The organism is Cryobacterium sp. Y50, from assembly GCF_002929805.1.
Taxonomy (GTDB): domain Bacteria; phylum Actinomycetota; class Actinomycetes; order Actinomycetales; family Microbacteriaceae; genus Cryobacterium.
In genome coordinates, this window is sequence record NZ_PJJM01000059.1 from 1 (window position 1) to 24,675 (window position 24,675).

At 64.0% G+C, this 24,675-nt stretch carries 26 protein-coding genes and 1 tRNA gene; 18 read left to right on the plus strand and 9 right to left on the minus strand.

Going from position 1 to position 24,675, the window contains the following annotated elements; translation table 11 throughout:
• Nucleotides 1-99 precede the first annotated feature (99 nt).
• Both idi and CXY73_RS02120 read right to left on the minus strand, forming a co-directional pair.
• Nucleotides 100-642, minus strand: coding sequence for an isopentenyl-diphosphate Delta-isomerase (gene idi / locus CXY73_RS02115; protein ID WP_104176682.1), 543 nt, complete (start codon nucleotides 640-642; stop codon nucleotides 100-102).
• A 556-nt stretch (nucleotides 643-1,198) separates the two neighbouring features.
• A complete protein-coding gene (locus CXY73_RS02120; protein ID WP_255411342.1) occupies nucleotides 1,199-1,921 on the minus strand; it encodes an NTP transferase domain-containing protein in 723 nt (240 codons plus the stop codon).
• Between the two features lie 260 nt (nucleotides 1,922-2,181).
• On the opposite strand from CXY73_RS02120, the gene CXY73_RS23395 reads away from it, so the two are divergent.
• The 3 genes from CXY73_RS23395 to CXY73_RS02135 are packed head-to-tail and all read left to right on the plus strand — an operon-like array spanning nucleotide 2,182 to nucleotide 5,542.
• Nucleotides 2,182-3,660 (plus strand): ATP-binding cassette domain-containing protein, encoded by a 1,479-nt coding sequence (locus CXY73_RS23395; protein ID WP_369831198.1) that lies wholly within the window; start codon nucleotides 2,182-2,184, stop codon nucleotides 3,658-3,660.
• Entirely contained in the window at nucleotides 3,636-5,210 is a 1,575-nt protein-coding gene (locus tag CXY73_RS02130) for a hypothetical protein (protein ID WP_104176671.1), read from the plus strand. The genes CXY73_RS23395 and CXY73_RS02130 overlap by 25 nt, the downstream gene beginning before the upstream one ends.
• Before the next feature lie 47 nt (nucleotides 5,211-5,257).
• A complete protein-coding gene (locus CXY73_RS02135; RefSeq protein ID WP_104134253.1) occupies nucleotides 5,258-5,542 on the plus strand; it encodes a DUF3039 domain-containing protein in 285 nt (94 codons plus the stop codon).
• Nucleotides 5,543-5,560: 18 nt separating this feature from the next.
• Here the strand turns inward: CXY73_RS02135 and CXY73_RS02140 are convergent, their stop codons facing one another.
• Nucleotides 5,561-6,832 carry a nicotinate phosphoribosyltransferase gene (locus CXY73_RS02140; protein WP_104176672.1) on the minus strand — a complete coding sequence of 424 codons (1,272 nt, stop codon included), beginning with the start codon at nucleotides 6,830-6,832 and terminating at the stop codon, nucleotides 5,561-5,563.
• 132 nt (nucleotides 6,833-6,964) lie between these two features.
• On the opposite strand from CXY73_RS02140, the gene murI reads away from it, so the two are divergent.
• From murI to CXY73_RS02160, 4 genes are read left to right on the plus strand one after another with little or no spacing between them, the layout of a single operon-like run.
• A complete protein-coding gene (gene murI, locus CXY73_RS02145) occupies nucleotides 6,965-7,822 on the plus strand; it encodes a glutamate racemase (protein WP_104134255.1) in 858 nt (285 codons plus the stop codon).
• A 9-nt stretch (nucleotides 7,823-7,831) separates the two neighbouring features.
• A complete protein-coding gene (rph, locus tag CXY73_RS02150) occupies nucleotides 7,832-8,566 on the plus strand; it encodes a ribonuclease PH (protein ID WP_104176673.1) in 735 nt (244 codons plus the stop codon).
• A gap of 3 nt (nucleotides 8,567-8,569) precedes the next feature.
• A complete protein-coding gene (rdgB, locus tag CXY73_RS02155; protein WP_104134257.1) occupies nucleotides 8,570-9,160 on the plus strand; it encodes an RdgB/HAM1 family non-canonical purine NTP pyrophosphatase in 591 nt (196 codons plus the stop codon).
• Between the two features lie 59 nt (nucleotides 9,161-9,219).
• A complete protein-coding gene (locus tag CXY73_RS02160; RefSeq protein ID WP_104176674.1) occupies nucleotides 9,220-10,134 on the plus strand; it encodes a cation diffusion facilitator family transporter in 915 nt (304 codons plus the stop codon).
• 19 nt (nucleotides 10,135-10,153) lie between these two features.
• On the opposite strand, the gene CXY73_RS02165 is transcribed toward CXY73_RS02160, so the two are convergent.
• The 3 genes from CXY73_RS02165 to CXY73_RS02175 form a co-directional block, all read right to left on the minus strand.
• The gene (locus CXY73_RS02165) at nucleotides 10,154-10,891 is read right to left on the minus strand and encodes a DedA family protein (protein WP_104134259.1); all 738 of its coding nucleotides are present in this window, start codon (nucleotides 10,889-10,891) and stop codon (nucleotides 10,154-10,156) included.
• Between the two features lie 136 nt (nucleotides 10,892-11,027).
• Nucleotides 11,028-11,109, minus strand: a tRNA-Leu gene (locus CXY73_RS02170).
• Nucleotides 11,110-11,124: 15 nt separating this feature from the next.
• Complete coding sequence (locus CXY73_RS02175; RefSeq protein ID WP_199185245.1) at nucleotides 11,125-12,075, minus strand: LysR family transcriptional regulator; 951 nt, start codon at nucleotides 12,073-12,075, stop codon at nucleotides 11,125-11,127.
• Between the two features lie 161 nt (nucleotides 12,076-12,236).
• On the opposite strand from CXY73_RS02175, the gene CXY73_RS02180 reads away from it, so the two are divergent.
• The 10 genes from CXY73_RS02180 (at nucleotide 12,237) to CXY73_RS02220 (ending at nucleotide 20,815) form a co-directional block, all read left to right on the plus strand.
• On the plus strand, nucleotides 12,237-13,643 hold the full coding sequence (locus tag CXY73_RS02180; RefSeq protein ID WP_104176676.1) for an MFS transporter: 1,407 nt from the start codon (nucleotides 12,237-12,239) through the stop codon (nucleotides 13,641-13,643).
• A 99-nt stretch (nucleotides 13,644-13,742) separates the two neighbouring features.
• Nucleotides 13,743-14,558, plus strand: a complete 816-nt coding sequence (locus CXY73_RS02185; RefSeq protein ID WP_104134262.1) for a 3-hydroxybutyrate dehydrogenase — start codon at nucleotides 13,743-13,745, stop codon at nucleotides 14,556-14,558.
• Between the two features lie 133 nt (nucleotides 14,559-14,691).
• Entirely contained in the window at nucleotides 14,692-15,924 is a 1,233-nt protein-coding gene (locus CXY73_RS02190; RefSeq protein ID WP_104134263.1) for a CpaF family protein, read from the plus strand.
• Nucleotides 15,921-16,784 (plus strand): type II secretion system F family protein, encoded by an 864-nt coding sequence (locus CXY73_RS02195; protein WP_104134264.1) that lies wholly within the window; start codon nucleotides 15,921-15,923, stop codon nucleotides 16,782-16,784. The genes CXY73_RS02190 and CXY73_RS02195 overlap by 4 nt, the downstream gene beginning before the upstream one ends.
• Before the next feature lie 16 nt (nucleotides 16,785-16,800).
• On the plus strand, nucleotides 16,801-17,733 hold the full coding sequence (locus tag CXY73_RS02200) for a type II secretion system F family protein (protein ID WP_104176677.1): 933 nt from the start codon (nucleotides 16,801-16,803) through the stop codon (nucleotides 17,731-17,733).
• A gap of 45 nt (nucleotides 17,734-17,778) precedes the next feature.
• Entirely contained in the window at nucleotides 17,779-17,955 is a 177-nt protein-coding gene (locus CXY73_RS22195) for a hypothetical protein (RefSeq protein ID WP_199185246.1), read from the plus strand.
• A 7-nt stretch (nucleotides 17,956-17,962) separates the two neighbouring features.
• On the plus strand, nucleotides 17,963-18,385 hold the full coding sequence (locus CXY73_RS02205) for a TadE/TadG family type IV pilus assembly protein (protein ID WP_368665894.1): 423 nt from the start codon (nucleotides 17,963-17,965) through the stop codon (nucleotides 18,383-18,385).
• A complete protein-coding gene (locus tag CXY73_RS02210; RefSeq protein WP_104176678.1) occupies nucleotides 18,360-18,833 on the plus strand; it encodes a hypothetical protein in 474 nt (157 codons plus the stop codon). Before CXY73_RS02205 ends, CXY73_RS02210 begins: the two co-directional genes overlap by 26 nt.
• A gap of 90 nt (nucleotides 18,834-18,923) precedes the next feature.
• Complete coding sequence (locus CXY73_RS02215) at nucleotides 18,924-19,277, plus strand: hypothetical protein (RefSeq protein ID WP_146071588.1); 354 nt, start codon at nucleotides 18,924-18,926, stop codon at nucleotides 19,275-19,277.
• Nucleotides 19,278-19,930: 653 nt separating this feature from the next.
• A complete protein-coding gene (locus CXY73_RS02220) occupies nucleotides 19,931-20,815 on the plus strand; it encodes a DMT family transporter (protein ID WP_104137392.1) in 885 nt (294 codons plus the stop codon).
• A gap of 97 nt (nucleotides 20,816-20,912) precedes the next feature.
• On the opposite strand, the gene CXY73_RS02225 is transcribed toward CXY73_RS02220, so the two are convergent.
• The 3 genes from CXY73_RS02225 to CXY73_RS02235 form a co-directional block, all read right to left on the minus strand.
• Nucleotides 20,913-21,395: a pentapeptide repeat-containing protein gene (locus CXY73_RS02225; RefSeq protein ID WP_104137390.1), complete on the minus strand. Its 483-nt coding sequence runs from the start codon at nucleotides 21,393-21,395 to the stop codon at nucleotides 20,913-20,915.
• A 175-nt stretch (nucleotides 21,396-21,570) separates the two neighbouring features.
• Nucleotides 21,571-22,008, minus strand: a complete 438-nt coding sequence (locus CXY73_RS02230) for a nitroreductase family deazaflavin-dependent oxidoreductase (RefSeq protein ID WP_104176680.1) — start codon at nucleotides 22,006-22,008, stop codon at nucleotides 21,571-21,573.
• A gap of 55 nt (nucleotides 22,009-22,063) precedes the next feature.
• Nucleotides 22,064-23,353: an MFS transporter gene (locus CXY73_RS02235; protein ID WP_104176681.1), complete on the minus strand. Its 1,290-nt coding sequence runs from the start codon at nucleotides 23,351-23,353 to the stop codon at nucleotides 22,064-22,066.
• A gap of 116 nt (nucleotides 23,354-23,469) precedes the next feature.
• Here CXY73_RS02235 and prfB point away from each other — a divergent pair, with 116 nt between their 5' ends.
• Complete coding sequence (gene prfB / locus CXY73_RS02240) at nucleotides 23,470-24,582, plus strand: peptide chain release factor 2 (RefSeq protein ID WP_104137378.1); 1,113 nt, start codon at nucleotides 23,470-23,472, stop codon at nucleotides 24,580-24,582.
• Nucleotides 24,583-24,675: the final 93 nt, after the last annotated feature.

Consider the following 24,675-nt stretch of genomic DNA (forward strand, 5'->3'; position numbering starts at 1 on the left):
ATCTGGACCAAATCCGCGGAACAAATCCTCGAATCCCTCAAACGACTTCTACAACGAACTTCCGACGCAGGACACTAGTTGAATTCGTGTCGAAGCGATCTAAACCTGCGGAAAGAGCAGGGGGAGCTGCAGGGTCAGCCAGGGGCTGAATGCCCAAGGGGTGGTCCGTACCGCCGACACGAGGTCGGCGCGGGGCACCCACCGCCATTCCAAGACCTCGTCAGCGCGGGGCGCAACCGTCGAGCTTGTGACCGCTGTGAAAACCGGACAGATTTCGTTTTCCACGATGCCGGACGCGTCGAGTGCACGATAGCGAAAGTCGGGCAGGGCCAGAGTGAGTTCGGTTAGTTCGATGCCGAGTTCATGGCTCGCGCGGCGAATTGCTGCATTTTCCAGGGTCTCTCTGGGCGCAGGATGACCACAGAACGAGTTCGTCCACACACCCGGCCAGGCCTTCTTGGTCAGCGCGCGGCGGGTAACCAGGATGCGGTCGTTTTCATCGAAGACGTGGCATGAGAATGCTAGGTGCAGCGCCGTGTCGAAGTCATGCACGAGCGCCTTGTCGGCCACGCCGATCGGCGTTCCGTCCTCGGCAACGAGCACCACGGTCTCGACCTCGAGGATGTCCCGTTCGTCGGTCATGCTGTCCTGCGCCACGTCTGACCACCCTCTGAAAGTTTCGTACCTCAAATCTACGCCAGCGGTGGGATATTCGTGCGCCTGCGGCCGCGATCGAGTGGCGCGTCTAGAAAGCGAGGGGCATCCCTCTAAAGCATGGAACTATCCCCAGAATGGGGGGTAGACAGAAGGAGAGAGGGGGTATCGGTTGCGAGTTGGATGGGAACAAACTGAGGCGAATGGTCCTGTGAGATGTTGGATTTTTCAGATTCGCCGGGGCGGGACCGAACGAAGGAGTTCATTCCATGAGAATAACTTGCCCGTACTGTCACTCTGAGGCCCGACTGCGACCAAATCCCGCTATAACTGACGGGGCGACCGCACCGAGGTATGAACTCGAATGCAGCGGTTGCGACGCCACTTCTGTACGGCCCAGCCCGGGACGCCGACACCTTCGGTGCTCAGCAGACGGGACCTTTATCCCGGAATCGCTGGCCCGTGCTAGGGCGGGTTGAAGTCGCGATGCTCAAAAACCCCCACGCCGAGGCGCAGGGGTTTTGGTCGTGCGAGTTGATGTGGGTTAAACGAACAGGTTCGCGCGCTTGAGGTCTTCGGCGAAATCTACCTCGACGGCGTAGAAGTCGGAGATGTTCACCGGCTCCACCAGCATGCGGTTCTGCTCGATCGCAAGCTCGATGCCGCGCTCGAAGTAGTCCTGGTCGGCGACCTTGATTAGCTGGCGAATGAGGGTTGCCTTGTCGGCGCTCGACACGTAGTTGATGCCGACAGCTTCGCCAAGACCGTCTTTGACGGTCTTGGACAGCTCCTTGATGTAGCCCTCGGCGCTGGTCGTGTATTTTACCTCTTCATCGGATACCTTGTCGGTGTTCACTGTGACGAAAGACTGGTCACGGGCCATCATGGCGGCAGCGCGGTCGAGAATGGCCGGGTCGAAGACAACGTCGCCGTTCATCCAGAGCACGCCACCCGGCTTCGAAGCCTGCAGGGCACGCAGCAGGCTCTTCGATGTGTTGGTCTGGTCGTATTCTTCGTTATAGACGAAGGATGCCTGCGGGAACGCTTCAATGATGTGCTCAAGCTTGTAGCCGACGACGATGGTGACCTCGGCGGCTTTGCCGAAGGCATGCGCGATGTTGTCGAACTGCTGCTGCATGATGGTGCGGCCATCGTTCAGTTCGGTGAGCGGCTTCGGCAGCGAGCGTCCAAGACGACTGCCCATGCCGGCCGCCAGGATGACGACGTGCGTCTTGACCGACTGCGTCTTAGCTGCCTGCGTCGTCACGATTATCTCCTCAAGAATGATCGGGGCTACGACTGAAAACCCATTCGCTTGCGAAGAGTTTGCTCAGGATTCACCCACATGTTCACGTAAAGACACACCGTTATGTCAATCTCACCATAACCCGTTGGGTCGTTCCGCGGGCAAAAACGGCTCGGCACGTGTCCATTTCGTGACCCGGCATGGAGCGTACTCACAGGTTGAAATGGCTGTCAGCCGGCCGTCCGCGCCCTCAGGGCGGTGGTCCTTGGTAGGTTAACTGAGTGACTTTTGTGCCGCTCAACTCTGAACCTGACGACGAATCTGTCACCGACACTTCTGCAGAATCGAAAGCGCCGAACGCCGTGGAACGAAAGATCGTGAAACTCAACGCCGCGAATCCGGCGGCAAGTGAGTCAGCCCTCGTTAAACCGAATGAGCATGACCCTGCCGTTTCTAAGCCGGCTGAGCGTAAACCTGCCGTGCGTAAGCCGGCTGAGCGTAAGCCTGCCGTGCGTAAGCCTGCCGTGCGTAAGCCTGCCGTGCGTAAGCCGGCCGTGCGTAAGCCGGCCGCCAGGGCACCGGCTGCGGCCACGGCCGAGAAACCGACCGCGTCTGAACCGAATGCATCGACATCCACTGACACGACGGCCACACCGGCCAAGCCTGCCACACCGGCCGAGCCTGCCATACGCAAGCCGGCCGCACGTAAACCGACGGTGCGCAAGCCGACGGTGCGCAAGCCGACGGTTCGTAAGGCATCCGTCCCCGCTTCAACCGCCACTCCAGCACAGTCCGGGGCCACGACGTCCTCGCTTTCCAATAGCTCCACCGACGGAACGACTCGTCCGTATGCGACTCGCGATGCACTCCAGGATCGGCTCCGCACCGCTGCGCCCACGGAGCCGGCCGAGCTAGAGCCCCAGTCCGAGGCTCAGTCCAAGATTCAAACGACGCCCAGGGCACAGCCGAAGTCGGTGCCCGAATCTGTGGGCAAGCCGGCAACGATCGTGATCGAGGCCCGTGGCCTGATCAAACGCTTCGGACAGACCGTCGCAGTTTCCAACCTCAACCTGACCGTTCGTGCCGGGTCGTTCTATGGCATTGTCGGACCGAACGGTGCCGGTAAGACCACGACCCTGTCCATGATCACCGGGTTGCTGCGGCCGGCAGCAGGAACCGTCACCGTGCACGGTATCGATGTCTGGAAGCGACCCAACGACGCCAAACGTGTCATCGGGGTGCTGCCCGATCGGCTTCGGCTGTTCGATCGACTGACCGGGGCGCAGCTGCTCTACTACGCTGGCACCCTCCGCGGGATCGACAACGACACTGTGCGTACCCGCTCGGCGGATTTGGCCGCAGCGTTCGGCCTCGAGGACGCACTCAACCGGCTGGTCGCCGACTACTCCGCCGGCATGACCAAGAAGATCGCCTTGGCCTGTGCCATGATCCATTCTCCCCGCGTGCTCGTGCTCGATGAACCGTTCGAGTCGGTCGACCCTGTTTCCGCGGTCAACGTCACCGAAATTCTGCAGAAATACGTTGCCGCTGGTGGCACGGTCGTGCTGTCCAGCCACGGTATGGATTTGATTCAGCGGGTCTGTGATCACGTCGCGATCATCGTGCAGGGGCGGGTCCTGGCGGCCGGCACCGTTGACGAGGTTCGCGGTCAGAAGACGCTCGAAGACCGGTTCGTTGAACTCGCCGGTGGACGCAAGGTGGCGGAGGGCATGGAATGGTTGCACAATTTTTCGGACTGAAACTCCGACTGCTCGCCAACCTGTTTCGTCGTAGTCCCTGGCAGGTCGTCGGCCTGGTCGTAGGCCTGCTCTACGGGCTCGGCGTTGCCATGACATTCCTGGTCGTCCTGATCTCCCTGCGGTTCATCGGTGACCCAGCTCTGATTCGAGATTCGCTCATCGTGGCCGGATCGGTGGTGGTGCTGGGCTTTCTGCTCATCCCGATCGTCGCCGGAATCGACGACAGCATGGACCCACGCAAGTTTGCCTTCCTGGGCATTCCTAACCGTTCTCTGTCGCTGGGCCTGGCGGGGTCGGCTCTCATCGGTGGTCCGGCCGTCACACTGAGCATTGTTCTGCTCGGAACCGTGTTCACTTGGTCGCGTGGCGTGGGCCAGGCGCTGCTCGCGCTCGTCTCGGCCGGGCTCATCCTGGCCACCTGCATTCTTTTGTCGCGAGTGAGCGTATCCCTCGCGGCATTTCTGCTCTCCACCCGGCGTTCGCGAGAATTCACCGGCCTCATTGGAGTCGTCGTGTTAGTCATGATCTCCCCGGTGGTTGTGGTACTGATCAGCACGGACTGGGCGCGTCACGGTCGTGCGCTGCTCGGCACGCTCGCCTCGATTCTGGGCTGGACTCCGCTCGGCGCAGCCTGGGCTGTTCCCGGGGATGCCTCCACCGGAGCGTGGGGCCCGGCGATCCTCAAGCTCGTCATCGCGGCGGCGTCGGTCTACACCCTGTGGTTGATCTGGCAGCTGGTCGTGGCGCGTATGCTCGTGTCGCCCGGTCGCGAAGCGGCAGCGAAGCAGTACTCCGGGCTGGGCTGGTTCGACCGTATGCCGCACAACGCCGTCGGCGCCATCGCCGCCCGCACCTTCACCTATTGGGCCCGTGACTCACGCTACTGGGTATCGCTCATCATGATCCCGATCGTTCCGATCATCGCGGTCCTGCCACTCAACATCGCCGGTGTGCCCGTGCACTACCTCGCCCTGCTACCGGTGCCTCTTATGTGCGTCTTCCTAGGTTGGACCATGCACAACGACGTCGCCTACGACAGCACGGCGATCTGGCTGCACGTTGCCTCCGGTACGCGCGGGGTAGCGGACCGAATTGGTCGACTCGTTCCCGCACTGGCCATTGCCGTCCCTGTTATCGGCATTGGGTCGGCCGTCAGTATCTGGCTCTACGGCGATTGGACGGTCTTGCCTTCCATGCTGGGAGTGAGTACCTGCATTCTCCTGGCCGGTCTGGGCTTTTCGAGCTACACCTCGACGAGGTTTCCGTACCCGGTCAGCAAACCCGGCGACAGCCCGTTTGCGCAGCCGCAGGCCTCCGACACGGCATCCGCTCTCGTGCAATCGTTGACCTTCACCGGCTCAATCGTTCTCGCCCTGCCCGCGCTCATTTTCGCCTATCTGGGAGTCACCGAAGATCCGGTATGGCATCTGCGTAGCCTGGGAATTGGAATCGGACTCGGCCTGCTCGCCGTGATCGTGGGAATCTGGCTCGGCTCGCGTACCTTTGAACGTCGTGGACCCGAGATGCTCGCCTCCGCGCAGCGCGCCTGATCAGCACGCGCCTGCCCAGCCGGCGCGAGATTGCTTAGACTGGTGCCATGACTGAATTTCGCGCGAGCATTGCAGAACCCGGCCAGCCCGGCGGCGGAACTTCCACGCTCGACCGTGAGCTCGAAGAACTCATCACGCAGGAGCAACTCGAGCCGGGCGACCATGAACGGTTTTCTCACTATGTCCCCAAGGACAAGATCATGGAGTCGGCCATTTCTGGCAAGCCGGTCAAGGCGCTATGCGGCAAGAAGTGGTTGCCGGGACGCGATCCGGAGAAATTTCCGGTCTGCCCGACCTGTAAGGCTATCTACGAAAAGATGAAGGCCAAGTAACAGCTATTCCGGCCGCAGCTAGCGATACGAGGTCGGAATAACAGCCTCACCGCGCCCGAGTCGAAACGCTTCAATCGGCAATTCCTGCATAACGGATGCGTTGTGGGCGCGAGCGCGCAGGGTCCCGGCAGATCCCAGGTAGCGTTCGTCGACGGTGCCGCCTTCGATCAGGGGCACGAGGAGTGCTCGTTCCAGTCCGCTACGGGAATCGAACTGGGCAGCGGGCCCGTGGTCGAGCACTACGATTTCTTCCTGAGCGATTCCGGCGCCATCCACTCGGCGCAGCGCGCTCTTGCGGCCGCCGATGGAGAGTTTCGCGGTCGAGGTCTTGGCGACGGAAATCCAGTCCTCGCCGTGTCCCTTGTGGGCGACCAGCTTGTAGACCAGGCCGGCGGCCGGTTCGCCCGACCCGGTGACCACTGAGGTACCAACTCCGAAGGCGTCGACCGGGCTAGCCGACAGGGCTGCGATGGCGAACTCGTCGAGGTCACTCGTGACAGTGATCTTCGTGTTCACGGCGCCGAGCGCGTCGAGCTGGGCCCGCGCGGCGGCTACAACGGTAGGCAGATCGCCGGAGTCGATGCGGATCGAGCCGAGGTCGGGGCCGGCTACCTTGACCGCCAGTGCGATGCCGGCTGGCACATCGTAGGTGTCGACGAGCAGCGTCGTGGCCGCACCGAAGGCATCCACTTGTGCCTGGAATGCTTCTTCTTCGCTGTCGTGCAGCAAAATAAATGAGTGCGCGGCGGTGCCCATCGTCGGCAGGCCCCATTGGCGGCCGGCTTCGAGGTTGCTGGTCGATGCGAAGCCGGCGATGAACGCGGCGCGGGCAGCGGCGACCGCCGAGTGTTCATTGGTGCGGCGCGACCCCATTTCGGCGATCGGGCGGCCGAGGCTCACCGAGACCATGCGCGCGGCCGCGCTCGCGACCGCGATGTCGTAGTTGAGCACACTCAGAATAAGTGTCTCCAGAATGACGCCCTCGGTGAAGGTGCTTTCCACCAGCAGTAGCGGCGACCCGGGAAAGTAAGCTTCGCCTTCCTGATACCCCCAAATGTTGCCGCTGAAGGAATAATTGGCCAGATAGTCGAGGGTGGACGTGTGCACGACCCCGTTCTGCTCCAGCCAGGTCAGTTCTTCGGTTTCGAAGCGACACTGCCGAATCAGTTCCAACAGACGGCCGGTGCCGGCCACGATGCCATAGCGGCGTCCAGCCGGCAGGCGCCGGGCGAAGGCCTCGAACATACACTCGCGATCGGCGGTGCCGCTTTGGATCGCGGCGTCGACCATCGTAAGTTCATAGCGGTCGGTGCGGAATGCGGGGGTGCGAGCGGCTGGGCCGCCATGTGCAGACACGGAGAAAGTGGGGGACGGGGTCACCCGAAACAGCTTATCCGCTCGGTCGGGCTAGGCTTAGTCTCCGTGAAGGATGCACCGATTGGTATTTTCGATTCCGGAGTGGGCGGCCTGACCGTCGCCCGGGCGATCAAGGACCAGTTGCCGAACGAATCTATCCTCTATATCGGCGATACGGCGCACTCGCCCTATGGGTCGAAGAAGATCGCCGACGTGCGCGGTTTCGCACTCGATGTGCTCGATGATCTCGTCGCCCAAGACGTGAAACTGCTCGTCATCGCCTGCAACACGGCGTCGGCGGCCATGCTGCGCGATGCCCGCGAACGCTACAGCGTGCCGGTGATTGAAGTCATCCAGCCCGCAGTGCGCCGCGCGGTCGTGACCACGCGTAACCAGCGGGTCGGGGTGATCGGAACGGTCGGCACCATCAACTCCCGCGCCTACAACGATGCCTTTGCTGCGGCGCCGCAAATCTCCCTGTTCAGCCAGGCCTGTCCCCGCTTTGTGGAGTTCGTCGAGTCCGGTGTCACGACCGGTGCCGAATTACTTGCCGTCGCCGAGGAGTATCTCGCGCCGCTGCGCGCGGCCGAGGTCGACACCCTGGTGCTCGGCTGTACCCACTATCCGTTCCTGCGGGGCGCGATCTCCTATGTCATGGGGGAGGGCGTAACCCTGGTCTCCAGCGACACCGAAACCGCCAACGACGTCTACCGGGTACTGGTCAGCCAGGGGCTCGAACGCGGCCGCATAACCCCGCCCACCTACCGCTATGAGGCCACAGGCGACAGCGCCGAGGATTTTCTGGCCCTCGCCCATCGCCTGATCGGCCCTGAAATCAACCGAGTCGAACTGATCGAGACCGGCGCGATCAACCTAAGCGCACTCGCATCGCCACCCTTTTCAGTCTTGAACCCGAACCACTAGGAGTACACCGTGACCGAAACCCTGCGCGCCGACGGGCGCACCAACGACGAACTTCGCCCGATCACGATCGAGCGCGGCTGGAGCGACCAAGCCGAAGGGTCTGCACTGATCTCCTTCGGGCGCACCAAGGTGCTGTGCACGGCATCGTTCACCAATGGCGTTCCGCGCTGGATGAGCGGCACGGGCAAGGGCTGGGTCACTGCCGAGTATTCGATGCTGCCGCGCTCGACCAATAGTCGCATGGACCGCGAATCGGTCAAGGGCAAGATCGGCGGCCGCACCCACGAGATCAGCCGCTTGATCGGCCGCAGCCTACGCGCTGTCGTCGATATGAAGGCGCTGGGCGAGAACACTCTGGTACTCGACTGTGACGTACTGCAGGCCGACGGTGGCACCCGCACCGCGGCCATCACGGGTGCTTACGTTGCCCTCGCAGACGCCCTCGAGTGGGGTCGCAGCAAGAAGTTCATCTCGCAGAAGGCGCAGCCGCTCATCGACAGCGTCTCGGCCGTGTCGGTCGGCATCATTGGCGGCGTCCCCATGCTCGATCTGGCCTACACCGAAGATGTGCGCGCCGACACGGACATGAATGTGGTCGTGACCGGTCGAGGCAAGTTCGTCGAGGTGCAGGGCACCGCCGAGGCGGCACCGTTCGACCGCAATGAACTGGACACGCTGCTCGATCTTGCCCTGAAGGGCGCCATCACCTTGACCGATTTTCAGACCAGCGCACTGGGGAACTGAAGCGTGCAGATCGTTCTTGCCACTCACAACGCCCACAAAGTCGAAGAGCTGCGGCGCATCCTGGCCCCACAGCTTCCGGGCGTTGAGGTGCTCGCCTACGACGGCCCCGAACCGGTCGAGGACGGCGTCAGTTTCACCGAGAATGCCTTGATCAAAGCTCGTGCTGCTGCGGCGCACACCGGGCTGCCGGCCATTGCCGACGATTCCGGCATCTGTGTCGACATTCTCGGCGGAGCGCCCGGTATATTCTCTGCGCGCTGGTCTGGCCCGGCCAAAGACGCTGGCGAGAACCTGCGACTGTTACTTTGGCAACTCAGCGACGTTCCCGAGCAGCACCGCGACGCCCACTTCACCTGCGTGGCGGCACTCGCGCTGCCCGACGGCAGCGAACGTGCCGTGACCGGCGAATGGCCGGGGCAGCTTCTGTTCGAACCGGCCGGCAAGAACGGATTCGGTTACGACCCGATCTTTCTGCCCGATGGCTATGCCATCTCGGCCGCCGAACTCTCGGCGCACGTGAAGAACCAGATCAGCCATCGGGCGATCGCCTTCGAGGGTCTCGTTCCGGTATTGCGCGAGGTGCTCGGCAGCTGATTAACCGGCAACTCACCGGGCGGCTGGCGAGCAGCCCGCTACGGCCCTAACCTTGTGCCATGGGTCATGATCACGATCACGCGCACGGTACCGGATCGAACCGGAGGCGTTTGTCGATCGCCATCGGCATCGTGGGCTCCGTGCTGGTGCTTGAGGTGCTGGGCGCCTGGCTGACCGGCTCGCTCGCCCTGCTGGCCGACGCCGGGCACATGCTCTCCGATCTGTTCGGGCTCATCGTCGCGTTGACCGCCACTCTGGTCGCGGCCCGACCGGCCACGGACCGGGCCACCTTCGGCTTTCAGCGCGCTGAAGTGTTCGGCGCGCTCATCAATGGTCTGATCCTGCTCGTTGTGGCCGCTGTCGTCTCCGTTTCGGCAGTTCTGCGGCTTGTGCACTCGAGCGACACGGAGGTGCTCGGCACTCCCATGCTCGTCGTCGCGATCATCGGTCTCGCCGCGAACGTGGCTGCTATGGTGCTGCTGCGTCCGGCCGCAGCCGGGTCGATCAACATGCGTGGCGCCTACCTCGAGGTGCTTGGTGACGCTCTCGGGTCGGTGGCTGTGATCGTCGCGGCCATCGTCATCCTCTCGACCGGTTTTGTACAAGCGGATGCTGTCGCCTCGCTGGTCATAGCCGGAATGATCGTGCCGCGCGCCTACTTCTTGCTGCGCGACGTCGTGCGGGTGTTCAGCCAGTCAACGCCGGCTGACACGGACGTGTCTGAGATTCGGCTCCATTTGCTCGGTACCACCGGCGTCGTCGCCGTACACGATGTGCACGTTTGGGCCATCACCAGCGGCGCGCACGTGTTCACCGCCCACGTCGTCGTCGAGCCGACGGTGCTCGCTGCTGGCACCGACACCCTGCTCGATGAGCTGTCGGGGTGTCTGGCGAAGCATTTCGATGTCGCACACTCCACCTTCCAACTGGAACCGGCCGAGCACGCCGAGCACGAAGACCGACAGCACCGCTGAGTTGTTCAGACCGCGCTGATCAGACCTCGTGCCGGCCGGAGTGGTTCGTGTTGAACGTGTCGGGGTCGAGCATGTGGCTGCCGGTGGCCGTGGTGGGCTGGTCACGCAGACGGCGGGCCTTCACGACCGACTGCACGTAGTGGTAGACCGTCGGGATCAGGGTGATCACGACAGCGCCAATCAGGATCAGGTCGATGTAGGTTGTCACAAAGTCGGCGACCGGCGGGATATAGCCGAGAAAATAGCCGGCAAAGGTCAGCCCGGTTCCCCAGAGCAGAGCACCGATCAGGTTGTACAGGGTGTACTTGCGGTAGTCCATGTGGCCGACGCCGGCGGCAACTGGGGCAAAGGTGCGTACAATCGGTACAAACCGGGCCACGATGACGGCGACTCCGCCGAAACGCACAAAGAATGCATTAGTGCGGTCGACGTTCTTGATGCTGAACAGGCCGGATTCCTTGCGTTCGAAGACGCGCGGGCCGAACTTGTGCCCGATGAGGTAGCCGACCTCGCCGCCGAGAAATGCCGCAAAGCCGATGGCCAGTGCGACCCACCAGATGTCGATCTGAATCACGCCCGCTGCGGGGAACGCGAGTAGGCCGGTGATGATCAACAGCGTGTCTCCGGGGAGGAGAAACCCGACGAGCAATCCGGTCTCCGCGAAGACGATGGCGCAGACGACAAGCAGCGCCCACGGACCGGCCAATTCGATGATCTGGGTCGGGTCGAGCCAGGGAATCAGTGCGGTGGGATTCATGCAGGGAACTCCAGTTGGCGGCGGGCAATTATCGGGTGAGTGCAGCGGATACCGGGTTCAGAGTAACGCGCAATCGTGAGAAGTTGCCCGGCCGCTATGCCCCTGAATTCTGGGGGATCAACGCCCGACGACCGTGTGCGGGAGAGGGGACTTGAACCCCCACGCTCGAAAGCACAGGAACCTAAATCCTGCGTGTCTGCCAATTCCACCACTCCCGCCGGTGTGTTCCTAGTCTAGATGGCCAGCTGCGCGGCAGGATCTCGTTGGTTGTCGTGACCGAGCAACGCCGCGGCATACGACTCCACCTGGGCCCGCAGGGCGCCCACCAGTGCCGCCACGGCTGGCAGCCGCAGCGATTCGGTGCGCAACACCATCCAGTACGGCAGTCGCTCCTGAAAAATCTGCGGCAGCACACGCACCAGATCAGCGTGCTGATCAGCCATGAAACAGGGTAAAAAGCCGATTCCAGCGCCAGCCCTGGTGCCCTCGACATGCACGAAGACGTTTGTCGAGCTGAGTGACTCCCGCATCTGCGGTACCAGCCGCCTCGGCGTGTCGAGATCGTCGACCTGCAGCATCGAATCCACAAAATAGACGAGCGGATGCTGCGTCAACTCCTCCACCGTCGTCGGAGTGCCGTGCTCGGCCAGGTACTGCCGGGAGGCATACATGCCGAGATGGTAGTAGCCGAGCAGGATTGATTCGGCCCGGTGTACCTGCGGCTCACCGACGACGATCTCGATATCCAGTCCGGAGCGGTGCTGCAGGGCTCGACGTGTCACGGTGACGACTTCAACACACAGCAGCGGATGCCGTCGCTGCAGCGCTGCCACGGCCGGCGCGGCGATGTACGCGCTGAAGCCGTCGGTGGCTGACATTCGCACCACCCCGGACAGCTGCGGGGAGTCCGTCTCGGAGCTGCGTAGCAGGGTGAGCGCCGATTCGACGCCTTCGGCCGCAGTCAGGGCTCGGTGGCCGAGCTCGGTCAGCTCCCAGCCGCCGGCCGCGCGGGCCAACAGACGACCGTCGAGCGCCTTCTCCAGAGCGGCGATCCGCCGGGCTACCGTGGTGTGATTGATGCCCAGGCCCTCGGCGGCGGTCGTGAAGCGCCCGGTGCGGGCAACGGCCAGAAAGATCAGCAGATCATCGGGGTGTGGGTCGGTGACAGCCGGTTCAAAGGTCATATCTGCAATTATGCACACGCCCTCTGTCATTTTGGCTCTTGTTGCCCGGCCATTCTGCGGGAATACTCGGTCAGGTCGTGCTTCTCCCAGGCGACCGAGTTCACATCGCCGCACTTCTCACCTCACAGTACGTGTCATTGACGACACAAAGGAGACAGACAATGAGTGTCAATCAACGCGTTGGGGCTGCCGGTTCCGGTACGGCAACGCCAACCGCCGGGAGCGAAACCAAAAAGTCCGGCCTCAAGAAGATCGTCGCCGCCTCCATGGTCGGAACCGTCGTGGAATGGTACGAGTTCTTCCTCTACGCCACGGCCGCGAGCCTGGTCTTCGGCACGGTCTTCTTTCCGAACGTCGGCAGTGAGCTGGACGGCATTATCGCCGCCTTCGTCACCTACGCCGTCGGGTTCATCGCCCGGCCTCTGGGTGGCATCGTGTTCGGCCAGATCGGTGACAAACTCGGGCGCAAGCACACGCTGCAGGTGACGATCATCATGGTTGGTGCCGCTACCTTCCTGATGGGCTGCCTGCCCGGTTTCGACACTATCGGCTACTGGGCCCCCGCGCTGCTCGTGGCCCTCCGCTTCATCCAGGGCTTCGCGCTCGGTGGTGAATGGGGCGGTGCCGTTCTGCTCGTCGCCGAGCACAGCCCGAACGCGTCGCGTGGCTTCTGGTCGAGCTGGCCGCAGGCCGCCGTTCCGGTGGGAAACCTGCTCGCCACCCTTGTGCTGCTGACCATGACCGCGGTCCTTCCGCCCGAGCAGTTCCTCAGCTGGGGCTGGCGCGTGGCGTTCTGGCTCTCCGCGATCATCGTCGTGATCGGGTACTACATTCGCACCCAGGTCAGCGAAGCCCCAATTTTTCTGGAAGCCCGCGCGCAGGTCGAAGCCGAGAAGGTTGTCAACTACGGCGTGCTCGAGGTCGTGAAGAAGTACCCCAAGGGAATCCTCGGAGCCATGGGTCTGCGCTTCGCCGAGAACATCCTGTATTACATCATCGTGAGTTTCTCGATCGTGTATCTGAAGACGGTGCACGAGTATGACACGGGCCAGCTGCTGATTGCCCTGCTCATCGCCCACGTCGTGCACTTCATCGTGATCCCGCAGGTAGGCCGGCTCTCCGATCGTCTCGGCCGCAAGACCGTCTATCTCGCCGGTGCCGTGCTCGGTGCCAGCTGGGCGTTCTTTGCCTTCCCCATGTTCGACACGCTGAACCCGGTGCTCATCATTCTCGCCGTCACGGTCGGGCTCTGCTTCCACGCCCTGATGTATGCGGGCCAGCCCGCGATCATGAGCGAAATGTTCCCGACCCGGATGCGCTACTCGGGGGTATCGCTCGGCTACCAGGTCACCTCGATTCTGGCTGGTTCGATGGCACCGATCATCGCCTCTGCGCTGCTCCAGGAATACAACTCCTGGGTTCCGGTTGCGATCTACATCATGATCGCCTGCGCGATCACAGTGGTTGCCGTCGTCACCCTCAAGGAAACCAAGGGAGCATCGCTGCGCGAGGTCGACGCCGTAGACGCCCGCAAGCACGGTCTCGAGCCCGTCGACACCGGCAACTGACCAGGCTCGACTCATTGGGTCGGTCAGAGGCGGGACTTCGTGGGTGCACCGCCTCTGACCGACCCACCCTGCAGCGATCGCGAAACCAAAAGGAACCAAATGACTGATCTCACCGTCGCCGTCGGCGCTAGCGCACTCTTCGCTCAAACCCCGGGCCAGCCCCTCGCCGGTCGTCGCGCCCTCGTTACCGGCGGGGCGAGCGGAATCGGGGCGGCTGTCGTTCGAGCGCTCGCTGCCCGGGGAGCGCACGTCGTCGTCGCCGACATCGACACGGCGGGGGCGACCGCCCTGGCCGCGGAGGTCGGCGGGTCGATCTGGACCGTCAACCTGATGGCTGCCGAGGCCCTGACCGACGACGCTCTTGCTAGGGCGCTGGACGGCGTCGACATTCTGGTCAATAACGCCGGTATTCAACGGATCAATCCGATTCAAGACTTCAAGCCGGCCGATTTTCACAACATTCTCACACTCATGCTGGAGGCCCCGTTCCTGCTGATTCGGGCCGTATTGCCGCAGATGTACGCGGCGAACTTCGGGCGTATCATCAATGTGACCTCGGTGCACGGCATTCGCGCCTCGCCGTTCAAGAGTGCCTATGTGTCGGCCAAACACGGGCTCGAAGGCCTGTCCAAGGTCACCGCCCTCGAGGGCGGAGCGCACGGAGTCACGAGCAACTGCGTGGCCCCCGGCTACGTGCGCACCCCCCTGGTCGAGAAGCAGATCACCGACCAGGCCCTGGTGCACGGTATCCCGGAGGCCGAGGTGCTCAGCAAGATCATGCTCACCGAAAGCGCCATTAAACGATTGGTTGAACCGAACGAGGTCGGGTCGCTCGTGGCCTGGCTCGCCTCCGATGACGCTGCCATGGTCACTGGGTCGAGCTACACGATGGATGGCGGCTGGTCAGCCCGCTGACGCTGGGTCTATCGCTGATGGTCGCAACGGATGCCCGACATCCGTTGCGACCATTTTTGGGGTTCGAGGCACCTAAAAACAAGCCCTGTGGATAACTTTTACGCAGAACGGCAAATGGGGCCATCATACGGGAATGACCGAAGCCGTTCGTATCATCACAGAGCAAGTGCGATCGCGAGTGCGCTGCGAGGGCGTCGACCTGGCGGCGAATAACGCGCTGGTCGAGCAGTACGTGCGCGACGAACTGCGCCGGTACAGCGAGCGGGCGCTAAGCGGGCTCGCGCCGATGATCGCCGACGAGCACCAGGCCGCCCGCGAAGTTGTGGCGGCGCTGACCGGTTTCGGAGTGTTACAGCCGTTTCTGGATGATCCGGAGATCGAAGAGATTTGGATCAATGGTCCAACCCTGGTCTTCGTCGCCCGCGACGGGGTCCCAGAGCTGACCACGCTGCTGCTCGGCGAGCAGGACGTGCGCGACCTCGTTGAGCGGATGCTGCAGGCCTCCGGTCGCCGCGTCGACCTCTCGTCGCCGTTCGTCGACGCCTCGTTGCCCGACGGTTCCCGGTTGCACGTCGTTATCCCGGATATAACACGAAAATATTGGGCGGTGAACATTCGTAAGTTCACCCGGCGCATTCGCGATTTGAACCAGCTCGTCGGGCTCGGCTCGCTTACCCAGCAGGCAGCCGATTTTCTGCGGATCTGCGTGCTGGGCGGCCAGAACATTCTGGTGTCCGGCGCCACCCAAACCGGTAAGACCACGATGCTGAACGCCTTGCTCTCGTCGACTCGGCCGGGTGAGCGCATCGTGACGGTTGAAGAGACCTTCGAACTCGATCTGTCGGCCCGCGACGTCGTTGCGATGCAGTGCCGGCAGCCAAGCCTTGAGGGCACCGGCGAGATCACCCTGCGCCGCCTGATCAAGGAATCCCTGCGCATGCGGCCTGACCGGCTGGTCGTCGGCGAGGTGCGCGAGGCTGAAAGCCTTGACCTGCTGATTGCTTTGAATAGCGGACTTCCCGGAATGTGCTCCATTCACGCCAACAGCGCGCGGGATGCGCTGGCCAAGCTCTGCACCCTGCCGCTGCTGGCCGGGCGCAACATCGACTCCTCCTTCGTGCTGCCGACGGTGGCCGGCTGCATCGACATCGTGGTGCACTGTGAGATCGACCAGCACGGCCGTCGCCGGGTCACCGAGATCATTGCGCCGAGCGGTCAATTGGCCGGCTCGACGATCGAGGCGAGCCCCCTGTTTCTGTCCCCGCACGGACACCTCGAGCCGACCGGCTCGCACCCCACCAAGCTCGCCAAGTTTCGTGCGGCCGGCGTCGACCCGGCACAGGTTCTGCGACAGGGTGCCGCATGACTCTCGTGCTGGGGTGTCTGCTCGGGAGTGGGCTCGTGCTGCTGCTTGCGCCGTTTCTCTGGCCGGCCGGAGCTGCATCCGTGGGGGGCCGAGCGGGCGCCAGGGAGCGGATGCGGGTGCGCCTGGTTCAGGGCGGGCTGCGGTCGGTGCCGGTGTCGGCGTTCCTGGCGGTGTCCACGATCGTGGGTGTGGCATCCGCTGCCCTGATGCACGGCCTGTTCGCCGTGCAGGCGCTGAGCGCCGTCGCCGGACTGGTCGGAGTGCTGCTGCCGTGGCTGATCGTCTCCTGGCGGGCCACGGCCCGGCGCCGGGCCAACCGCACGGTTTGGCCCGATGTCGTCGACCATCTGGTGTCGGCGCTGCGCTCCGGGCTGGCCCTGCCCGACAGTGTGAGCAGCCTCGCCCAGGCCGGACCGGTCGCCACCCGCACGGCTTTCGCCCAGTTTGAGCGGGAGTACCGGGCCACCGGCAATTTCAGCTACTGCATCGACGAACTCAAACGCTCCCTAGCCGATCCGGTCGCCGATCGCATTTTGGAAACCCTCCGTATGGCCCGGGAGGTGGGCGGAAGCGACCTCACGGTGGTGCTGCGCAGCCTCGCAGCCTGGCTGCGGCAGGATGCCGCGGTGCGGCTCGAGGTGGAGGCGCGCCAGTCCTGGGTCGTCAACGCGGCCAGACTGGGGGTGGCCGCACCGTGGATCATCCTGGTGCTGCTCGCGTCCCGCCCGGAAGCCGCCGTGGCCTACAACTCGCCGGCCGGGGTCGTCGTGATCGCGAGCGGACTGGCCCTGTCGATCGTCGCGTACCGCGTCATGCTCGCGCTCGGCCGGTTGCCGGAGGAACGCCGATGGTTCGCGTAGCTGGCGGGTGCGGCCGGTGAGCGCCGCACTGGGCTGGGCCGTGCTCTGCGGAAGTGGTCTCGGCGTTGGGCTGTGGTCGCTCGTGAGCCTGACGCCGCGGCTGACCCGGCCTCGTCTGATCGATCGGGTCGTGCCGTACATTCTTGACGTCTCCGCTGAAGCCCGCAGCATCGTCGCCCGGCGAACCGTCAATCCGATTCCGGTGCTGGGCAGCCTGTTCGCGCCGCTGTTCGGGGCGCTCACCCGCGGGTTGTCGAACCTGCTCGGCGGCAGCGAGACCATCGCGCGACGCCTCCATCAGTCGGGCTCGGCGAAGACCACCCTGGAGTTTCGCTCGGTGCAACTGGTCTGGGCGCTTCTTGCCTTTGCCGCCGGCACGGTGGTGACCATCGTCACCCTTCCGGAACTTCCATGGCCGGCGCGCGTGGTGGTGCCATTCATAGTGGCAATCGGCGGTGCCGTGCTGCGGGACTGGCTGCTGCAGCGTGCCGCCACCGCCCGGTTAGCCCGCATGCGCAGCGAGTTGCCAACCATTCTCGAATTTCTCACCCTGTCGCTGTCGGCGGGGGAAGGCATCCTGGATTCGATCAGGCGGGTGTCCCGCACGAGCTCGGGGGAGCTGTCGCGAGAATTTGCGGGGGTGATCACCGAGGTGCACTCGGGAGTGCCAATCGGGGTGGCGCTCTCGGCGCTGTCGCGAAGTATCCAGTTGCCGGAGGTGACCCGGTTTGTCGATCAGGTCACCGGTGCCCTCGACCGGGGCTCGCCGATCGCCGAGGTGTTACGGGCGCAGGCACAGGATTCCCGCGACCAGACCAAACGCTCGCTGCTCGAGATGGCCGGTAAGAAGGAAGTAGCCATGCTCGTGCCGCTGGTTTTTCTGATTTTGCCGATGACCGTACTTTTCGCTGTTTTTCCCGGGCTGGTTGTTCTACAGGCCGGATTCTGAACGCACTGCCCCTGTACCGTCCCGCTCACCAGAAAAGAGAATGCCATGTCCCGAGTCATGCTTCGCCTCAAGGGTCTGCTCCGCGATGAAACGGGTGACGTGCCCGGCTGGGTGCTGATCACGTTGATGACGGCCGGTTTGGTTTTGATCATCTGGGGTCTTGCCGGTCCGGCCCTCAGCGGGGTCTTCCAGCAGGCCATGGATCGCGTCAGCAGTTTCTGACCGACCCGTGCACAAGCGAATGCGGTGGCTCGCCTGGTTGCGCTTTCCCACGTTGCGCGACGAGGCGGGTTCCGCCGTGGCCGAGTTCGTCATGGTGGTGTCGTTGCTGACCTTTCTCACACTCATGGTCATGCAGCTGGCGCTCGCGCTGCACATTCGCAACACCGTGCTCGATGCGGCGGCCGAGGGCGCCCGCTATGCCACGCTCGCCGACAGCAGCCTGCCCGCCGGAGCTGCGCGAACGCGCGATCTGATCACGACCGCCATCGGAGCGACCTATGCCACCGACGTGGTCGCCCGCTACGGACTGAGTACTGACTACCCGAGCGTCGAAGTGCGCGTGGTGGCGCCACTGCCGCTGATGGGCCTACTCGGTGCCCCGCGCGGACTGGAGGTGGTCGCGCATGCCGCGGTCGAGACGTTGGAATAGTCGCTCCGGGGCGCCCGGGAGCGAGGCCGGTTCGGCATCGCTGGAGTTCATCACAGCGGGAATGATCCTGCTGGTTCCGCTGGTCTACCTCGTGCTCGCCCTGTCGTCGTTGCAGGGCGGTGCGCTCGCCGTGGAGGGCGCCGCGCGGCAGGCAGCCAGGGTCTACGTGCAGTCCCCGGACCAAGCCACGGCGACCGAGCGCGCTCGGCGGGCAGTGGCCTTCGCGCTCGAAGACTACGGACTGGATGCCGGAGATGCCGAGGTGCAGATCGAGTGCTCCGGTGGGCCGAGCCAATGCCTCACCCGCCAGGCTCTCGTGACGGTCACCGTGCGCATCGGCATCGCCCTGCCGCTCATGCCCAACCTGCTCGCTCTCAGCCAGAGTGCGAGCGTACCGATGACCGCGGCATCGACGCAGATCGTGTCCCGGTTTGGCAGCCTCGAATGACCCGCCGTCTGCCGCACGCCGGGGCCGAGGACGGGTCGACCCTGCTGCTTCATCATCTTCTACGGCTTTCTCGCCCTCAGCCTCGTGCTGGTGGCGCTGTCCGCAACCTCGCTCTACCTCGAGCACAAGCGGCTGCTGACCCTCGCCGCCGGGTCCGCGCTCGCCGGGTCCGAGGCCTTCACTCTCAGCGAGGTGCAGGTCGGCGTGGTGGGGCCACGTCCGCAGCTGCGCTCGGGTGATGTCTCAGCCGCGGTGGATGAATACCTGCGCCTCGTTCCCCATCCCTCGTTCGAGGCGCTCGGCGTGACGAGTGTGGCATCCGCTGACGGGCAGAGCGCGTCGGTGACCCTGCGGTCGTGGTGGCGCCCACCCGTGCTTACCCTCGTGGTTCCCGATGGGGTCCCGCTCGAGGTGACTGCGGTGTCCCGGGCAGTGTTCCACTAGGCGTTTGTAGCTGCCGGAGCCGGTGCACGACGAGGGAAATGAGCCTCACACAATCACACTGGCGTATTCAGGGTGAAAGCGTACTATGCACAGACACGTAGTCGACACAGAGGTCTCCTCCCCGTAGGAAGCCCCGCATTTTTATACCGCAGTCGACACTCGTTCCAGCCCCGGTCCCCGGTTGGTAGCGCCGGCGACCTCGGGTCGTCGTTCAACCGGGCTGGTCGCCACCGGTTGACGTAGCCCAGCATGGCGGCTCAGTACCTCCGAGAACGGCTGTGAAATCATGCATGCACTAGTAGACCGATACGAAGTTGATGAGCGCAGTGTGGAGCAGCTCGACTTCGAGTCTCTTCTCCCCTGCGAGGGAATGCACCATGACCGCGGATTGAGCGGTCACGATCCGGCCGAATCGGGTGGTTTCATGGTGATTTCGCCATGCTGTGGGCCCAAGGTCGTTCAATGCTCCTCACGGGTCGACGCGATGCGTGTCTCCGGAGTGCTCTATTGCGGTGCCTGCCAGCACGAACATCTCACAAGCGAATACCAGTTCGTTCCACTGCAGCCGTAAGTCGCCCCGCTCGCGCATTCTGAGAGCGGATGCCGCACGCGGTATTGTCGGTAGGTGCCCCGACGGCGCCGACAGGAGCAGAGTGCGCACCCAGCGAGACCAATTGAGCGGTGCGGGAGCTCAGCTCGCCACCGAAGTCAGCATCAATTTCGGGTCGTCATTGGCCGGACTGCTCATTCCCCTCGTCGGCTCACCCGTCGTCGTAGCAGCCCGGCAGATCGTCATGGTGATCGTCGTGCTGCCGCTGGCCCGGCCCAAGCTCAAAAACCTGACCTGGAGCCGCATCTGGCCGCCGCTCGCCCTCGGCGTCGTGCTCGCCGTGATGAATCTCAGCTTTTATCAGGCCGTGAGCATGCTCGGGCTGGGCGTTGCGGCGACCATTGAATTTCTCGGCCCGTTCGCTCTCGCCCTCGTCACCAGCCGCCGCATCCTAGACTTCATCTGCGCCGCGGCCGCCGCCGGGGGAGTGTTTCTGCTGACCTGGTCGGATGGCACGCTCAACCTGCTCGGCATCGCGCTCGCCCTGACCGCAGCGGCCTCCTGGTTTTGCTACATTTTGCTGACCCGCCGAGTGGCGACCGAATTTTCCGGCCTTGAGGGCATCTCCATCGCCAGCCTGGTCAGCCTCGTGATCGTGGTGCCGTTCGCCGTGTTCACCCTCGACCTGTCGGCATTCACCTGGGGCGTCGTCGGGTTGCTCCTACTCGTGGGAGTCGTCTCCTCGGCCTTTCCGTATACGCTCGACACCTACATTCTGCGACGGATCAGCCCGCGCCTGTACGCGATCATCACGAGCTTCGGCCCGGTGATCGCCGCCGGGTTCGGCGCGCTCGTGCTCGGCGAGACCTTCACGCTGCTGCAGCAGATAGCGATCGTCGTGGTCTGCGTGGCCGCCGGGGCCGCGATCGCTACGCAGCGAGACCGGCCGAAGTCTGACCTCGAGCTGATCGCGGTCGCGATCCCCTGATTCTGAGCACCTGAACCCGTGTCGTTGACCCTGCGCCGTTGACTGCGCGGCACGGTGCTGCGAGGCTGGCGCCGGGCATCCGCTTATCGAGCCGGGCCTATTCGACGCGCAGGCCGAGGTGGGCGGCGAGCAGCGGTGCCAGCAAGCTGAGCTGAGCATCGTCGATAGTGGCGCCATGCAGGCCCTCGAGACCGCGGATGGCCGCGAAGTCGCCCCCACGCAGGTCGACGTCCATGAGCTTGGCGCCGCCGACGTCGAGTGTGCCGATGCGGCAGTTCTGCAGTTCGAGGCGCTGTACAGTGGCGCTGCCGAGGTCGAGTTCGTCGATAATGCAGTTGCTCAGCAGCACATCGGTCAGGGTGGCGTTGCGCAGGTTCACGAAATCGAGCTTCGACCCGTTAAGGTACACCGAGCGCAGCGTCGCTTCGTAGACCTCGACCGAGCCCAGTCGAGCATGGTTGATCGGCACGTCACGCCAGTTCGAGCGTGGTGCGCTGAACACCGGGGCGTGCAGGTCAGTGGCGAGACATTCCGAGAAGGATGCTCCGCGCAGCTTGGTCTCATGCAGGGAGACTCCCACAAATTCACACTCCCGAACGAGATGCCGGTCAGGTCGCGGCCGTCGAGGCTCACGCCGGTGTAGCGCTCGGCCTCGCGACCGTCACCCGAGCGCAGCAGCGCCCCGTCGTCGTCGTCGAGGTCGGGCAGCGTGATCCGGTCGATCGACGCCTTGCGGGTGGTTGCTTTCGCCACCCTTATTCGATGGGTTCGAGCACGAAAACAGGAATCTCGCGCTCGGTCTTGACCTGGTAGGCGGCGTAGTCGGGGAATGTTGCCACGGCGCGCTCCCACCAGATGGCCTTTTCTTCGCCGGTGACCTCGCGGGCGCGCATGTCCCACTTCTGTGGCCCGTCTTGCAGCTCGACCTCTGGGTGCGCGATGACGTTGGCGTACCAGACGGGGTTCTTGGGGCTGCCACCGAGCGAGGCGACGGCCGCATAGTGGCCGTCGTGTTCGACGCGCATGAGCGGCGCCTTGCGCAGCTTGCCGCTCTTGAGGCCGACGGTGGTCAGTACGATCACGGGCATACCACGCAGAGTGGTGCCCTCGGTGCCGCCGGACTTCTCGTACAGGTCGACCTGGTCGCGCACCCACTGGGCGGTGCTTGGTTCGTATTCTCCGATGAGGGGCATATCTGCCCCAACACGCGCGCCCCCGTGAACATTCCACTCAGTCGGGTTTGTAGGGCTAGAGCAGACGGCCGGGGCGATGCGGGGCGTAGCGCGGGATGTAGCGGCGCAGCAGCACCGCGCCGCAGAGGCCGATCGCCCCCATCATCCCGCTGGCGACCGAGAGTGAGACCAGAGCGGTGATGCCGGCGACCGCCAAGGGAGCTGCGGCGCTGCCGAAGTCGGCCGTGAATCGCCAGGCGCCCAGGAACGGTGCGGGATTCGGCCGCGGAGCGAGGTCGGCGCCGAGCGTCATCAACAGGCCGCTACCGACCCCGTTGGCGAGCGAGAGAAACATGGCCACGCCGATGAACCACTCGACGTTGCTCGGCAGGTCGTGGGTGAACGCGAGCGCCAGATGGCCGGCGCCGAGACCGATCATCGAGGGCAGGGCGCTCCAGATGCGGCCGAACCGGTCCATGATCTGGCCGCTGACATAGAACAGGGCGAAATCGATGCCGCCGGCGATGCCGATAATCAATGCCGTGTCGGGGGCGCTGATGCCGATGCTGACCGCCCAGAGCGGCAGCATCACCGTGCGGCTGGCGCGCATAGCACCGATCAGGCCGGCTCCGGTACCGAGCCGTACAAGCACTCCGCGGTGACTCCAAATGGTCTGGAACAATCCCTGCACCGGCACGGCCGGTCGCGCCGTTCCGGTGCTGCTGATCGCGCCGGTGCTCGTGTCGGTGGCGTCGAATATGGCAGTATCACCCGAGGGAGTGACGAAGGTTTTTGACGGGTCTGGCAACAACAGCAGCGTTGCTGATGCGGCGACGCAGCAGATGATGAACACCCAGAATACGGCCTGCGTACCGCCGGTGAGACGGATCAGGCCGGCCGAGAGAAAGGGGCCGACAAACCAGCCGGCGCGAAATACGCCGCCGAGGGTCGACAGCGCGCGGGCTCGGTAGACCAACGGCACATAGTTGGTCATGAAGGCATGCCGGGCGAGTGCAAAAATGGCCGTGGCGAGGCCGACTAGAAAGATGCCGAGACCGAGCACGAACGGATTGGGAGCGACAATGCAGACGACCACGGCACCGATTGTGAGAGCGGATGCCCAGATCATCGCGTTGCGTTCCCCGATGTGCGAAACGATCCAGCCGCTGGGAATATCGCCGACCAGCTCACCGAGCATAACCATCGCCGCGATCACGCCGGCGATGGCCAGGGAAGCTCCAAGGTCACTTGCGAGCACGGGGATCAGCGGGATGATCGCGCCTTCGCCGATCGAAAACAGCAGGGTCGGCAGAAACGCGACCAGGGCGACCGAGCGCAGGCTGAAGGGGCGCTCGTGGTTGCTCATCGGTTTCGATGCTACTCGCAGAGCGATCCCGTTCGTGCTTTCCTGACCGTGCCGTTCACCCGGTGCTCCCACGAGCCAGGCATCACCGAGCCGTCGCCCGGTAGGCTGAACAGAACATGATTGACTTGGATTTCTCAGTACAGATCGCCGCGCTGCGGACCACGTTCGGCGACATCCGCTCGGTAATCGACATTGATCGACTGCGCGGGGAGATTGACGACCTCAGCGGCGAGGCCGGCATGCCCGATTTATGGGACGACACCGAGCACGCCCAGAAGGTGACGAGCGACCTCAGCCACCGGCAGTCGCAACTGGCCCGCATCGAAAGCATCGGAGCCCGCCTCGACGACCTCGAGGTGCTCGTGGAGATGGCCAATGACGGCCAGGGCGACCAGGAACTGGCCGACGAGGCCACCGTCGAACTCGCCAGTCTGCAGAAACTGCTCGGCGAGCTCGAGGTGCAGACCCTGCTCAACGGCGAATTCGACGAACGCAACGCCGTCATCACCATTCGCGCCGGTGCCGGGGGAGTGGATGCCGCCGACTTCGCCGAAATGCTGCTGCGCATGTACCTGCGCTACGCGGAACAGCACGACTACCGCACCACAGTGCTCGACATCAGCTACGCCGAAGAGGCAGGCATCAAGAGCGCGACCTTCGAGGTTGACGCCGCATACGCCTTCGGCACGCTCAGCGTCGAGGCCGGTACGCACCGCCTGGTGCGAATGAGCCCGTTCAACTCGGCCGGCAAACGCCAGACCTCGTTCGCCGCCGTCGAAGTCGTGCCGCTGATCGAACAGACCGAGTCGATCGAGGTGCCCGACGGTGACATTCGCGTCGACGTGTTCCGGTCGAGCGGCCCCGGCGGCCAGTCCGTCAACACTACCGACTCCGCCGTGCGCATCACCCACCTGCCCACCGGCACCGTGGTGAGCTGTCAGAACGAGAAAAGCCAGATTCAGAACCGGGCAGCCGCCATGCGCGTGCTGCAGTCCCGGCTGCTGGTGCTAGAGCGCGAGAAGGAAGCCGCGACCAAGAAGGAACTCGCCGGCAACATCACGGCGAGCTGGGGAGACCAGATGCGCAGCTACGTGCTCGCGCCATACCAAATGGTCAAGGACCTGCGCACCGAGTACGAGGTCAACAACCCGAGCAACGTCTTCGATGGTGACCTGGACGGATTTATTTCGGCGGGCATCCGCTGGCGCAAGAAGGCACCCGAAGGCTAAAGGCTTGCTGGGGCTTAGCCTCAATACCGTTCAGTTAAGCATTCTCGTGTTACGTTGTGGTTATGGCGCGTACAGGGTGGGTGAAGCCGGTCT